The 13,178-nt window shown below is 41.7% G+C and carries 14 protein-coding genes; 5 read left to right on the top strand and 9 right to left on the bottom strand.

What is annotated here, in order from left to right; all coding sequences use genetic code 11:
* Positions 1-43: 43 nt before the first annotated feature.
* Together ACQY3F_RS22830 and ACQY3F_RS22825 are read right to left on the bottom strand one after the other, a co-directional pair.
* Entirely contained in the window at positions 44-1,405 is a 1,362-nt protein-coding gene (locus ACQY3F_RS22830) for an IS1380 family transposase (RefSeq protein WP_428352972.1), read from the bottom strand.
* A 301-nt stretch (positions 1,406-1,706) separates the two neighbouring features.
* Positions 1,707-3,455, bottom strand: a complete 1,749-nt coding sequence (locus ACQY3F_RS22825) for an ABC transporter ATP-binding protein (RefSeq protein WP_428357447.1) — start codon at positions 3,453-3,455, stop codon at positions 1,707-1,709.
* Between the two features lie 1,151 nt (positions 3,456-4,606).
* Between ACQY3F_RS22825 and ACQY3F_RS22820 the strand changes: the two genes are divergently transcribed.
* The 4 genes from ACQY3F_RS22820 to tnpC (ACQY3F_RS22805) are packed head-to-tail and all read left to right on the top strand — an operon-like array spanning position 4,607 to position 7,195.
* On the top strand, positions 4,607-4,792 hold the full coding sequence (locus ACQY3F_RS22820; protein WP_428357445.1) for a hypothetical protein: 186 nt from the start codon (positions 4,607-4,609) through the stop codon (positions 4,790-4,792).
* A 42-nt stretch (positions 4,793-4,834) separates the two neighbouring features.
* A complete protein-coding gene (gene tnpA / locus ACQY3F_RS22815; protein WP_428353774.1) occupies positions 4,835-5,152 on the top strand; it encodes an IS66 family insertion sequence element accessory protein TnpA in 318 nt (105 codons plus the stop codon).
* An 8-nt stretch (positions 5,153-5,160) separates the two neighbouring features.
* On the top strand, positions 5,161-5,514 hold the full coding sequence (gene tnpB, locus ACQY3F_RS22810) for an IS66 family insertion sequence element accessory protein TnpB (RefSeq protein ID WP_428353775.1): 354 nt from the start codon (positions 5,161-5,163) through the stop codon (positions 5,512-5,514).
* Positions 5,515-5,560: 46 nt separating this feature from the next.
* Complete coding sequence (gene tnpC / locus ACQY3F_RS22805) at positions 5,561-7,195, top strand: IS66 family transposase (RefSeq protein WP_428357443.1); 1,635 nt, start codon at positions 5,561-5,563, stop codon at positions 7,193-7,195.
* A gap of 25 nt (positions 7,196-7,220) precedes the next feature.
* Here tnpC (ACQY3F_RS22805) and ACQY3F_RS22800 read toward each other — a convergent pair whose 3' ends face one another.
* The 6 genes from ACQY3F_RS22800 to ACQY3F_RS22775 form a co-directional block, all read right to left on the bottom strand.
* Positions 7,221-7,535 (bottom strand): dTDP-4-dehydrorhamnose 3,5-epimerase family protein, encoded by a 315-nt coding sequence (locus ACQY3F_RS22800; protein WP_428356111.1) that lies wholly within the window; start codon positions 7,533-7,535, stop codon positions 7,221-7,223.
* Positions 7,532-8,419: a glucose-1-phosphate thymidylyltransferase RfbA gene (gene rfbA, locus ACQY3F_RS22795; RefSeq protein WP_428356109.1), complete on the bottom strand. Its 888-nt coding sequence runs from the start codon at positions 8,417-8,419 to the stop codon at positions 7,532-7,534. The genes ACQY3F_RS22800 and rfbA overlap by 4 nt, the downstream gene beginning before the upstream one ends.
* A gap of 396 nt (positions 8,420-8,815) precedes the next feature.
* The gene (locus tag ACQY3F_RS22790) at positions 8,816-8,995 is read right to left on the bottom strand and encodes a hypothetical protein (RefSeq protein WP_428356107.1); all 180 of its coding nucleotides are present in this window, start codon (positions 8,993-8,995) and stop codon (positions 8,816-8,818) included.
* Between the two features lie 43 nt (positions 8,996-9,038).
* A complete protein-coding gene (locus ACQY3F_RS22785) occupies positions 9,039-9,392 on the bottom strand; it encodes a PIN domain-containing protein (protein ID WP_428357727.1) in 354 nt (117 codons plus the stop codon).
* Positions 9,393-9,867: 475 nt separating this feature from the next.
* Positions 9,868-10,029 carry a hypothetical protein gene (locus ACQY3F_RS22780; RefSeq protein ID WP_428356105.1) on the bottom strand — a complete coding sequence of 54 codons (162 nt, stop codon included), beginning with the start codon at positions 10,027-10,029 and terminating at the stop codon, positions 9,868-9,870.
* Complete coding sequence (locus ACQY3F_RS22775) at positions 10,013-10,174, bottom strand: hypothetical protein (RefSeq protein WP_428356103.1); 162 nt, start codon at positions 10,172-10,174, stop codon at positions 10,013-10,015. The genes ACQY3F_RS22780 and ACQY3F_RS22775 overlap by 17 nt, the downstream gene beginning before the upstream one ends.
* Positions 10,175-10,790: 616 nt before the next feature.
* Between ACQY3F_RS22775 and ACQY3F_RS22770 the strand changes: the two genes are divergently transcribed.
* Positions 10,791-11,537, top strand: a complete 747-nt coding sequence (locus ACQY3F_RS22770; RefSeq protein WP_428356101.1) for a reverse transcriptase domain-containing protein — start codon at positions 10,791-10,793, stop codon at positions 11,535-11,537.
* On the opposite strand, the gene tnpC (ACQY3F_RS22765) is transcribed toward ACQY3F_RS22770, so the two are convergent.
* Positions 11,520-13,154: an IS66 family transposase gene (tnpC, locus tag ACQY3F_RS22765; protein WP_428352934.1), complete on the bottom strand. Its 1,635-nt coding sequence runs from the start codon at positions 13,152-13,154 to the stop codon at positions 11,520-11,522. The two genes, ACQY3F_RS22770 and tnpC (ACQY3F_RS22765), sit on opposite strands and share 18 nt — an antisense overlap.
* Positions 13,155-13,178: the final 24 nt, after the last annotated feature.

Here is a 13,178-nt window from a genome sequence, read left to right as displayed (position 1 = left end):
GTGCCATGACCTTTTAATCAAAGTGACTTAACTTCGGTTAATGTTAAGCGAGTAACCCCACCTTAACCCAATCATCCCATTCCTGTGGATAGAGCGGATCTGCAGGTGTTCTGACTCTCAGCTGATTATTGCCTGTGAGTAATTTTCCAGCCACCCGAATCAGATAAGTACGAAGTGTATCCGGCTCCCATTGGCACAACGTTTTGTTGCCACTCAATTGAGCCATCCAGCGCACGGTATTGTAGGCAAGAACGGCGCAATGAAATAATGCGGCATTAGCCAGAAATTGATTCGTTCTGATTTTACCTAAACCCATTTGTGATTTTGCTTCTTCAATCCATGTTTCGCACGTCGCTCGTTCACCATACTTCTTATGTGTTTGCCAAGGCGATAGAGGTTCAGTTGTTACATAACAAAAATAGTCATATTCTGCCGTATCCCAAAGCTCGGACTGAGGTCCTGTCACTTGTTTAGGTTGCTTTATCCTGACCGCGACAAACTGACGAGAGCGAGACCAGCCACCACAACGATATTGAAACTCGCTCTGCTCCCAACCGGGTCGGCCTTGTATGGCTGTCCAGGCCTGTTTGGCCAGCAATGCGTTCAAATTCTTAAGTTTAACCTTTATTAGATACCCATGCCCTCTGGTATCGAGAAATTCAAGCAAATCACCGACAAAATAACCACTGTCACCGCGAAAAATAATGCGCATCCGATTGGGCAAGTGTGCAAGTAACTGTTTGGTAAATTCTACAACACCATTGCTTGTAAAGGCATTGCCTGTCCGGAACCAGGCTTGTAAAATTTCTTTTGTTTCCGCTAGAAAAGCGAGTTGTGGATGGTATGAACGGGCACCTTTCTTTTTGGGGTTGAAGCCTTTGGCACTTCCTTCTTGTCGACCACAAACGGTGTCCACAGTTGAATCGACATCGACCCACTGGACGGATTGTATGCCAGTTTTCGATTTTCCGGAACGAAGCAATCGCCGCCAGTGTTGACCACGCAAAGTATGCGTGAGCGTTTCAAACTGGCTTATCTGCCTATCACTTACTTCTTTAAAGATCCGTAAAATTGTGGTTTCAACAGGAATCTTTATCCAGCCAGCTACTTTGCGCAGTACGCTATCTGCCCATACGGTCGTCACCTTTGCCATTGATGTTGCTCCCCCCATCATGCCAACCAACGTCAATAGAACCACATCAGATAAGTGATGGTCTGCATTTTCACCCCGCCGATGTGGAACGCTTTGTTTTACGGTTTTTTCAAAACCTATCCTGTCTAAATATTTCACGACGGGAATCAGTCCCGCCTGGCTTGTCAATCCATGTGCTGTAGATGTCATTTTTACCGTTCGGGTACGGTTTCTTACGTGAGATGAGGATTTTGATACTTTAGAGGGCTTCATTAAAACAATGAGATAGTGAAATCAGGAAAATGATATTATATCATTGTTTAATAAGGAGTTTTGTGGATTATTATGTATAATGCTTGCAGGATTTAGGTGCTACTAAATAATACAGCGTTCATCCGTACTTTAGTAAGGCACCTAGAAACAAATAATCATCCATCCTTGCTGGTCTTTTTGTCCGTCATCAGCACTGTAGAAATAGTTACGTAGCCAGCTATGCGGCTATTGCTACAGCACCGATGACAAACAAAAATCATGCCCAAATATTGAACGATTATTTTTTTCCAGTTACCTAAGTCTAGCTCAACTCACCCAGAAATTCACCTTGCTGATGTTGCCACATCTGATGATACCGACCTTGCTGGGCCAATAATTGCTGATGAGTCCCCTGTTCTATAATTCGGCCCTGCTCCAGCACAATGATTCGATCCATACGTAAAATTGTAGACAAACGATGCGCAATAATCAGGGCGGTTTTATTTTTCAATAGCTCAAAAATAGCCACCTGAACTTGCTGCTCGGTTAGGGAGTCCAGCGCACTTGTTGCTTCATCCAGCACGACTATCGGCGCATCTTCCAGAAATGCACGAGCAATCGCTACGCGTTGCTTTTCGCCCCCCGATAACTTGACTCCCCGCTCACCTACTTTAGTGTCAAATTGCTGCGGTAATTGCTGAATAAATTCCAGACTTTGTGCCTGTTGCGCAATTTTGTGCAGTTCCGTATCGGCTACTTTAGCTCCCATAGTGATATTATCCCGCACCGAGCGGTGGAATAATTCAGGTTGTTGCGGAATCAGGGAAATTTGCTGACGCAACGAGGCTAAAGTAAAGTCCCGGCTATCAATACCATCAAATAGAATTTGCCCACTTTGCGCCTCAATAAACCTAAACAGCAATCGTGTTAATGAGGTTTTACCGGAACCGGATTGCCCAACCAGCGCTACTTTTTCCCCTGCTTTGATATGCAGCGAAAAGTTCTCAAACAAAGGCCGATGCCCCTGATATGCGAAATCTATATGCTCGAAGTCAATCTGTCCTCTGCAAATTTGTTGTGCTTTTGCCTGCGGACTATCCACCTCCAGTTCAGTATTTTTAAAGACCTCACTCATTTCCATCGCATCAGCCAGAGCAGTAAAGAAATTGCGTAAATTGCGCCCGAATTCCCATAACCTCTGAATCAACATTAACAGGATAGATTGAAATAAAACAAATTCACCTATCTGAAAAGTCTCGGTATGCCATTTATCGATCATTAAATACATCAATAATAATTCAATTGAAAACACCAGCAAGCCTTGTACCGCAAAGGAAATAAACATAAGAATCCAGGCTATTTTCTTACGTTTGTAGACTTCATTGGAAGCTTGATCAACACGTCGCTGCTCGGTATCTTCCAGTACAAAACTTTTGACTATAAAGATATTGCTGATAGCATCTGAATACACAGCCCCGACTTTAGAATCCGCTTTAGCCACGACCTCGTCAAATCTTAATTTCCACCAGGAAAAACCTATATTCCATATTAGATACACCACAACCCAGGCTAGAAAATACAGGGCAAACTGTGGTTGTTGCTGGTAGAAAATCACAAAGGCTATGGAAATAGCCAGAATATTTTGAAATAGTTGAAACAGGCTCCAGTCCATGATAATTTCAAAAGACCGCGAAAATCGATTCGCCTGCTTAATCAAACTACCCGAAAAACTGTTTTCAAAGAAAATATATTGCTGCTTTTTTAGCACATCAAAGCAGCGCTTTTCCAGCAGACTCACCCCACCACCATCTACCGGAATAATACCGATCTCCAGAACCCGCCAGGAAAGCCAGACGCCTGCATAAAATACTGCGATCATCACTAGGTTATCCAGCATCATACTATGGGTTGCTGCAGAATAGTCAGATGCCAGTCCATTGGCTATATTTTTGTACAAAACCGGCACATAAAAATCCAGTATCGTTGCGCTACTGAGCCCCAGAATACACAGTAGGAAATACCATTTTTTCTGCCACACTACCTTGCTGTATTCTCTAAAAATAATATGCATATTTCTTCCTGACTTCTTCCACCTAAAAACATTCCTGATTACCCATTACTATCAGTTATGCTTAGTCATCCTGCATATTTTTAACAGGAATCTAGAGGGTTAATTATACTTCGCACAATCACGATTGCGAATTTCTAGCGGCTGAGTTTTTGCCGATAGCGACGTTACTGAAAACGTTACGTAGCCAGCCATGTGCCAGTTTCAACGCCTTGCTATCGAAAAAAATAAGCTCACTATACAACCGCATCCGTGACCGCGCGAAATATAGCTTACCGATACTTAAAGTTACCTAATTACGCACAACTCTCAGCCATAAGAGAATAAAACATTAAAAACAGTTTATTAAAAAACTCATCATTACCGAAGTCTACCCAGTCAAGCGTGGGCACAAGCTTTATCGGGAATCTATGCTTAACCTACGAGATCCCTGCTAAAAGCATGCAGGAATCACGGCTACGCACTTAAGGCGGGACACCGTAGGCTGGGTTAGATTTTTTTAACGAAGTAAAAAAACGTAACCCAGCAAAGCCCCGGATACGTAAAGTTCTGGGTTACGTTATCTGCGCTTCGCTAGATAAGCTAACCCAGCCTACATTGCTTTGTCCCGTTTTAAAATGGTAGCTGGAATGACGGAGTCTAGCTGAGAGTTATGGATAATCAAGTAAAGTTATATTCAAAATGGCTGAGTGTTATCCGTAATCAGGAAAACATTTATTTATCAAAAACATGCCAGCGTTGATACGTACCTAATACAAATTAAGTTAACATTTCCAAGGATGGGTAGAATGGAGTGCCTGCTTTTTAGGCACGCAATAACTCGTAAGAGCGCGTAGCGAAACCCATCAATATCACGCAAAATGATGGGTTTCGCAATAAATCGCTCTACCCATCCTTGTATATTAAACATATCTCTTAAACACAGGATTATTTAACACAAAACAATTATAGTAATAACTGATTTTCTGGGGAAGCCGGCCCATCCTGAAGCTTCGAGCTTGTATGTAGATTGGCTCCCCACCCTCGTCATCCATGCCGTGGAGTATCTGAGACCTGTAAGCGATGCTTCTGAGTCTGCATTCACAAGGACGGTAGGTGAAGTGTCAGGGCCTCGAAACCAGTGATCATTATAATACTTAAATATGAGAGAAAAAATGAATACTATCGGAATTGATGTGAGTTGTAAGGAATTAGTTGTTGTCGTCATGGTTAATGGCAAGGCACGTAAAGCTAAATCCTTTGATAATACTCCCTTAGGTCATCAATCAATTATTCGGTCTTTAACAAAACTTAAAGGTAAGCGCTCAATAGTCAGCGTACTTCACGGCAACTCAGATTAATGCCAAACTATCCCCATTGTTAAATACCACGGGGAATTTTAAATGGCAGCGTTAGAAAAAATACAGGAAAAGACTTTCTGGCCTATTCACATAGAGCACTGGCAGGCATCAGGCCAATCACAGGCAGCTTATTGTCGGCAACATGATTTATGCCCGCAAAAGTTCGGCTACTGGAAACGTAAATCGACTGTAAAGCCTACTACTTCCCCTACAGGATTTACGCGCATTCGGGTTGACGAGGGTATCTCACCGGATCTAGCTATTGGATTATCCTTACGATTTAATGATGGCACACGTCTGGAAGGTATTACGCAGGACACTATGTCGTGTATTCAACCACTGCTTGAGCTGTTGCGGTGACGGTTGTTATGCGTCCATCCCTGTCTTTAACGGAGGTGTATCTGTATCGGCGTCCCATTGATTTTCGTAAGTCACACCGAGGGCTATCGGCGATTGTTGAATGTGAGTTAGGGCATAATCCTTTTGAGGGGGCTCTCTATGCCTTTACGAATAAACAGCGGAATAAGATTAAATGTCTGTTCTGGGAAGATAATGGTTTTGTCCTTTATTACAAGTCATTGGTAGAAGACAAATTTAAGTGGCCTAAAGGTGATGAAGAGACATTAACCTTAACAGGACAGCCGTTAAACTGGTTGCTGGATGGCTTTGATATTAGCGCGATGAAGGGTCATAAAAAACTTCAATATGAGTCTGTTTTTTAGCTGTTTTTGTGTTCATTATTGCCACTATAAAGGCTATAATAAAGCCATGATTTTAGCCGATATTTCAAATATAAAACAACAAGATAAAGCCGGTTCTTTGCTGTCGGAGAGTGTTGCTTTGTTGCTTGAAAAAGAAGAGGCTATTGATGAACTGACGCGTGTGATTGAAGTTAAGTCTGGGGTGATTTCCGAACAGAAAAAACGCATCCTTATTCTGGAAGAGGTACTACGCTTATCTAAAATAAAACGCTTTGGGTCATCGAGTGAACAATCTCATCAATCCTCTTTGTTTGATGAAGCAGAGAATGAAGCAGATAGCAGCGAGGAATTAGACCAGGAAGCTGATGAAGCACCTGAGGGCGATAAGCAGACAAGTTCTACTGGCACGAAGAAAAAGCCGGGACGCAAACCCTTTTCGGATAAGTTACCCCGCGAGCAAATTTTTATTCATTTAACGGATGAAGAAAAAGAAGGCGCTATTGATACTTTCTTCACGAAAGTGAAAGAAGAGCTGGATATTATTCCTGCTAAAGTACGTGTTCTTGAATACATGCAGGAAAAAGCGGTCTTTGTCGAACAGATTGAAGGCGAAAAGCAACGCCAGGTTAAAGCCGCACAAATGCCCAGACACCCTATTGCCAGAGCAATGGGAAGCATCAGTTTAATGTGCTTTGTTATTATCGCCAAGTATGCTGACGGCTTACCTTTATATCGGCAAGAAGGCATCTTGTCTCGTTATGGGGGTGACATCTCCAGAGCGACATTAGCAAACTGGATGATCGCACTGGCTAAACAACTTCAGCCCCTGATTAATCTGATGCGAGAGCATCAACACACAGGGGCAGTCATACTCGCTGATGAAACGCGGGTTCAGGTATTAAAAGAACCGGGGCGGCCAGCGACCTCAGATAAATATATGTGGGTGACGCTTGGCGGGCCACCGGGTGAAAAAAGCATCCTGTTTGAATACGATCCCTCTCGTAGTGGAGACGTCCCCATGCGCCTGCTTGACGGCTTTAGTGGCTATCTGCAAACCGATGGCTATGCGGGGTACAATGCCGTGTGCCAAAAAAACAGCATCACCCATCTGGGGTGCTGGGATCATGCGCGTCGTTATTTTAAAGATGCCCAGAATGCACAGCCTAAACGCAAAAAGGGACAAAATAACAAACCCTCAAAAGCAGGTAAAGCGCTGAGCCTGATCAATAAACTGTATGTCATTGAGCGAGAAATTAAAGACCTGTCAGTGGATGAAAAATATCAGCAGCGCCAGGAGAAGAGCATTCCTGTATTGAACCAGCTCAAAGCCTATCTGGAAGAAAACCAGCATAAAGTACCTAAAGATAGCCTGACAGGAAAGGCAATGACTTACCTGAGTAACCAGTGGGAAAAACTCAATGTGTATTGCACCCATGGTGAACTCAATATTAGCAACATCCTGGCAGAAAATGCGATTCGCCCGTTTGTGATAGGGCGCAAAGCCTGGTTATTTTCTGATACCCCTGCAGGTGCTCGTGCCAGTGCAATACATTACAGCCTGATAGAAACAGCTAAAGCAAATGGGCTGGAGCCTTATGCATATCTTAAGCAGGTTCTCACTGCTTTACCTTATGCTGATACGGTTGATAAAGTGGAGGCTTTGTTGCCCTGGAATATTAAAAAATCAGATACGCCTGAATAGGGCAAGTACGTGCTTCGTTGAGCGCTTACCTAAGTTCTATACTCACATGCTGACCAAAGGTCGGGCTGCCTGTGCGTATATCCACTGCAATATCCAATACACTACCTTCAATCACTCTGACGAGTTTGCTTTGAGCGTAGGGTGGGCGCTGAAAGTGCAGGCCACGTAATACGCCTTGTACTGATTTAGATTCATTATCTTGAATGAAGTTAACCGGATAGCCTGTGGCTTGTTCAAACAAGTCTTGACGGAAGGTTTCGACAAAATACCCACGATTATTGCCATGTACTTTCGGCTCAATTAAGATGACTTCAGGAATCGCTTGTGGTGTGTACTTCATGCGCTCATCCCTTCTTCTGCACGTTTAAGTAAATATTGTCCGTATTGGTTTTTTAGTAACGGTTGTGCTAACGCTATTAATTGTTCTTTGCTAATATAGCCTTCTTCAAAAGCAATCTCTTCTATACAAGCGACTTTTAAACCTTGCCGTTTTTCGATGGTTTCTATAAATTGTGATGCTTCTAATAAGCTGTCATGTGTGCCGGTATCTAACCAGGCGTAGCCTCTGCCTAATAACTCAACCTTTAATCTACTTTCGTCTAAATATAATTGATTAACGGTGGTGATTTCTAGTTCGCCTCTGTGGGAAGGCTTTATGACTGTTGCTTTATTGATGACATCATTAGGATAAAAATAAAGCCCCGTGACTGCGTAATTACTTTTTGGCTCATTTGGTTTTTCTTCTATGCTGACAACATTGCCGAAATCGTCAAATTCGGTAACACCATAGCGTTCAGGGTCAGCAACGCGATAACCAAAGACAGTGGCTTTATTGTCAATTCGAGCGGTGTCAACGCCTGTAGAAAGTACTTTTTTTAGATCATGGCCGTAAAAAATATTGTCTCCTAAAACAAGACAGACATCGTCATCACCAATAAAGTCTTTGCCCAAAATAAAGGCCTGTGCAAGTCCATCAGGGGAGGGCTGAATGATAAAACTTAGTTTGATGCCTATATCAGTTCCATCGCCTAATAGACGTTGAAAACTGGCTTGGTCATCGGGCGTGGTAATGACTAATATTTCTGTTATCCCCGCCAGCATTAATACGGATAAGGGATAATAAATCATTGGTTTATCATAAACAGGAAGCAATTGTTTAGATACACCTTTGGTTATGGGGTAAAGTCTGGTGCCTGAGCCGCCAGCTAATATAATTCCTTTCACTAGTTATTTCTCCAAAAGTTTTTCCATTCTGTGACTATACAGTAAGCGTTTATTTTCCATTCGTAAGGTTAAAACCTTCGCCTTTCAGGCGAACAGATTTATCTCAAATGTTATCCTTAGGAATCAACAATAATTATACCCGAAACTTTGTGTAGTCCGTATGGAGCATGCGGAATACGGGAAAGTTAGTGCACTGCTATTCCTGTATTACGCAAGCTTCATACAGGCTACATTCTGATAATTTTAAAACAGAATAGGGTGAGCCTAATAACAGGGCTATTCGCCCTGTATCCCGACTTTCAGTCGCCAAGCTTTCAAACCCACCCGTCTTTCAGCGGGTGGTTGTTTAGTGTTGTAATTCAACAGTTTAATGCGTCACAGGTAGCGGAATTAGGGTCAGACTCGATTGTGATTTGCCCCCTCTAACTCAATAGCAACATTCATTTCGCCTAAATTAATGACTACATTAGGCTTAGGTGCAATCCCTTTTAATCGCTTAATTGAGTGTTTTTTTAATGGATCTTCCTCAACACATCCTATATCATTGGAATATGTACTTGTTGCAAATATTTTCATGAGGAAAAATACCTTGCAGTAGGTAGTTGGCAGCATATAGGCATCAATTTATTAACCTCAAACCATCTATATATTTGAAATCTTTTTTATTATATGTCCAAAGTTCAATATCATAAATTAAACATGTTGCTGCAATGATAGAGTCATAAATGGTCATATTATGTGAAAGTGCATAATGATTAATCAATATAACTGACAAATCTAAAATATCTTGTTCGCTATCAATAAGCTTAAACTCAGAAATTATTCTATTAATTTTTTGCAACTCTCTTTTATTTAAAGCACCCACTAAAAACTCTAATTGAACAATTGAGCTAAAGCAATATTCAATTTCATCAGATCTTAAAATAGTATTATTTTTAGAGTAATCAATTAAAATACACGTATCTAAAAAAATAATAAAGTCTTTTTTTCTCTTCTAAGATTGTGAATATATAATGCACTATCCTCTATATGACTATATGGTATAACATCATCAAGATTATCAGATAAATCATCGTCGGCGTAATTTATTTTGTGCAAATGCTTTAATGGGTCTTTTACTTGATAAGCTAATTTTTTTTTACTTGAGTTTATTGCTTTATTAATGGCATTTAGCGCAACCTCTTCTATAGTTTGCTTCTTGGTCTTTACATATTCTAAAAATTTAGCTTAAAATTCTTTATCTTCAATTTTAAAAGTTAACATGGTTAATCCTTTATGATATAGAGCTAGTTAGAAATAAATGGAATGGGGTCAAACTCGATTGAAAACTTAACTTTTCTTTATTCATAATGCCCTCTATATGAAGATATATCAATCTCTTTCTTTCCTTCGTATATCGTGTAGATAAGTCTATCTTTATGATTAATTCTTCTTGAGTATACTTCATACTAAAAATATTTTAACCGTTCTGGCTTTCCTGCCCCTTCTCTGGGAGCAATCATTATTTCTCTAGTTAAATCAAAGGCTTTGACATACGATGTCTTATCATTTTTTCTAAACCAATTTAAATCTTTATTAGCATTATTTAGGATATTAATTTTGTAGGTCACAAAATATATCCTTTATTGAGTGAGATTGGGGTATTTTCCCTTTTTTTCGTGTTTCATGCGAGTCTAATAATGCTTTAAATGATTGCTTATCCGACAGTAACTTCAATGTTTCTTGCATCGCTTCATAATCTTCTTGTGGAATCATTATTACTGCTCCTTGATCTGATACGATATTAACTTCATCATGCGTGCTTAATGAATATTGAATGATGTCTTGTATATTGGTTTGTGCTTGTTTTCATTTTTAATTCAAAAAGATAAGGAAAAAGAAAATTAGTGGGGTGTGCGGCCGAGCAAGGTCGATAATTCCAGCAGGTGAAAGTCCCGCTCTGGCAAGGTAGGTCAACCACCAGATAGTCAACATCGGGCAGGCGGAGGTAACTCCAAACGTCAAGCACGATGGGCGCAAGCCAGCAGGCCGTAAGCGCAAGTTGAAGTGATTTAGCCTCGAAATGGTTTTACGTAAGCAGGACGACAGAGTACCCTTTCTGGAAGTCCCTATTCTATGACGCGCATGACAAGTATCATAGGGCTGCTTCGGGGTTGTAAAGCATGGCATGTTGGACATTGGGAATAATCGGCAACTCGGGAGATCCTGAATCGTCTTTCAAGAAGAGAGTAGGTTGAACAAGTGATAATAAAACAAGAACAGCCGAAGCGGTTCAGGAAGTCGGATGGTGGCATAGTACCGATGAAAGTGTGTAATGCATCTGGAGGGAAGGCCATCACGACAACAACAGCGGAGCAGGGACACATGTATCATGCACAGTAATGTAGAAAGCGTGCCAACAAAACTGCAACGCATAGCCAAGAAAGCCAGCACAGACAAGGACTGTCAATTCACCAGCTTATATCACCTGATGAATAAAGAGTTACTGCTGGAATGTTTTACGGGGCTCAAAGGAAAAGCCGCGTCAGGCATAGATAATATCACCAAAGAGAAATACGCCATTAATCTGGAAGCAAACCTAGATAATCTAGTCGAGCGACTGCATAAAATGGCGTATAAGCCACAGCCTGTCTTAAGGATTTACATTCCCAAAGCAGGCAGTCAACGGAAACGACCACTGGGTATCCCGACGCTAGAAGATAAATTGGTACAGGCTGGCTTAGTCAAAATCCTGCAAGCAATCTATGAGCAAGATTTTCTTAACGATTCTTATGGATTCAGACCGCTACGAAGTTGTCATGATGCGCTACGCGCATTAAGCGAAACAGTAGAAAACCAGCCTGTTCATTATATAGTAGAAGCCGATATAAAAGGTTTCTTCGATAATGTAAACCAAGATCAATTGATACAATTTATCAGTCATCGTATAGCGGACAAACGGATCCTCAGACTCATCCAACGGTTTCTCAAAGCAGGGATACAAGAAGATGGACAACACAAAGCCAGTGAAACAGGCACACCGCAAGGTGGAGTTATTTCGCCACTGCTAGCCAACATTTACCTACACTACAGTAAGCGCTCAACGAAGCACGTACTTGCCCTATTCAGGCGTATCTGATTTTTTAATATTCCAGGGCAACAAAGCCTCCACTTTATCAACCGTATCAGCATAAGGTAAAGCAGTGAGAACCTGCTTAAGATATGCATAAGGCTCCAGCCCATTTGCTTTAGCTGTTTCTATCAGGCTGTAATGTATTGCACTGGCACGAGCACCCGCAGGGGTATCAGAAAATAACCAGGCTTTGCGCCCTATCACAAACGGGCGAATCGCATTTTCTGCCAGGATGTTGCTAATATTGAGTTCACCATGGGTGCAATACACATTGAGTTTTTCCCACTGGTTACTCAGGTAAGTCATTGCCTTTCCTGTCAGGCTATCTTTAGGTACTTTATGCTGGTTTTCTTCCAGATAGGCTTTGAGCTGGTTCAATACAGGAATGCTCTTCTCCTGGCGCTGCTGATATTTTTCATCCACTGACAGGTCTTTAATTTCTCGCTCAATGACATACAGTTTATTGATCAGGCTCAGCGCTTTACCTGCTTTTGAGGGTTTGTTATTTTGTCCCTTTTTGCGTTTAGGCTGTGCATTCTGGGCATCTTTAAAATAACGACGCGCATGATCCCAGCACCCCAGCTGGGTGATGCTGTTTTTTTGGCACACGGCATTGTACCCCGCATAGCCATCGGTTTGCAGATAGCCACTAAAGCCGTCAAGCAGGCGCATGGGGACGTCTCCACTACGAGAGGGATCGTATTCAAACAGGATGCTTTTTTCACCCGGTGGCCCGCCAAGCGTCACCCACATATATTTATCTGAGGTCGCTGGCCGCCCCGGTTCTTTTAATACCTGAACCCGCGTTTCATCAGCGAGTATGACTGCCCCTGTGTGTTGATGCTCTCGCATCAGGTTAATCAGGGGCTGAAGTTGTTTAGCCAGTGCGATCATCCAGTTTGCTAATGTCGCTCTGGAGATGTCACCCCCATAACGAGACAAGATGCCTTCTTGCCGATATAAAGGTAAGCCGTCAGCATACTTGGCGATAATAACAAAGCACATTAAACTGATGCTTCCCATTGCTCTGGCAATAGGGTGTCTGGGCATTTGTGCGGCTTTAACCTGGCGTTGTTTTTCGCCTTCAATCTGTTTGATAAAGACCGCTTTTTCCTGCATGTATTCAAGAACACGTACTTTAGCAGGAATAATATCCAGCTCTTCTTTCACTTTAGTAAAGAAAGTATCAATAGCACCTTCTTTTTCTTCATCGGTTAAATAAATAAAAATTTGCTCGCGAGGTAACTTATCTGAGAAGGGTTTGCGTCCCGGCTTTTTCTTGGTGCCAGTAGAACTTGTTTGTTTTTCGTCCTCAGGTGCTTCATCAGCCTCCAGGTCTAGCTCCTCATCGCTATCCGCTTCATTCTCTGCTTCATCAAACAAAGAGGATTGATGAGATTGTTCACTGGATGATCCAAAGCGTTTTATTTTAGATAAGCGTAGTACCTCTTCCAGAATAAGGATGCGTTTTTTCTGTTCGGAAATCACCCCAGACTTAACTTCAATCACACGCGTCAGTTCATCAATAGCCTGTTTTTTTTCAAGCAACAAAGCAACACTCTCCGACAGCAAAGAACCGGCTTTATCTTGTTGTTTTATATTTGAAATATCGGCTAAAATCATGGCTTTATTATAGCATTTATAGTG

Source organism: Methyloprofundus sp. (assembly GCF_965251085.1).
Classification (GTDB): domain Bacteria; phylum Pseudomonadota; class Gammaproteobacteria; order Methylococcales; family Methylomonadaceae; genus Methyloprofundus.
This window is presented reverse-complemented; position numbering and strand designations above follow the sequence as displayed.

Coding starts and splice junctions, on each gene's coding strand:
- ACQY3F_RS22830 (WP_428352972.1), bottom strand. CDS start 1,405: ATGAAGCCCTCTAAAGTATCAAAATCCTCATCTCACGTAAGAAACCGT.
- ACQY3F_RS22825 (WP_428357447.1), bottom strand. CDS start 3,455: ATGCATATTATTTTTAGAGAATACAGCAAGGTAGTGTGGCAGAAAAAA.
- ACQY3F_RS22820 (WP_428357445.1), top strand. CDS start 4,607: ATGAATACTATCGGAATTGATGTGAGTTGTAAGGAATTAGTTGTTGTC.
- tnpA (WP_428353774.1), top strand. CDS start 4,835: ATGGCAGCGTTAGAAAAAATACAGGAAAAGACTTTCTGGCCTATTCAC.
- tnpB (WP_428353775.1), top strand. CDS start 5,161: ATGCGTCCATCCCTGTCTTTAACGGAGGTGTATCTGTATCGGCGTCCC.
- tnpC (WP_428357443.1), top strand. CDS start 5,561: ATGATTTTAGCCGATATTTCAAATATAAAACAACAAGATAAAGCCGGT.
- ACQY3F_RS22800 (WP_428356111.1), bottom strand. CDS start 7,535: ATGAAGTACACACCACAAGCGATTCCTGAAGTCATCTTAATTGAGCCG.
- ACQY3F_RS22790 (WP_428356107.1), bottom strand. CDS start 8,995: ATGAAAATATTTGCAACAAGTACATATTCCAATGATATAGGATGTGTT.
- ACQY3F_RS22775 (WP_428356103.1), bottom strand. CDS start 10,174: ATGATTCCACAAGAAGATTATGAAGCGATGCAAGAAACATTGAAGTTA.
- ACQY3F_RS22770 (WP_428356101.1), top strand. CDS start 10,791: ATGCACAGTAATGTAGAAAGCGTGCCAACAAAACTGCAACGCATAGCC.
- tnpC (WP_428352934.1), bottom strand. CDS start 13,154: ATGATTTTAGCCGATATTTCAAATATAAAACAACAAGATAAAGCCGGT.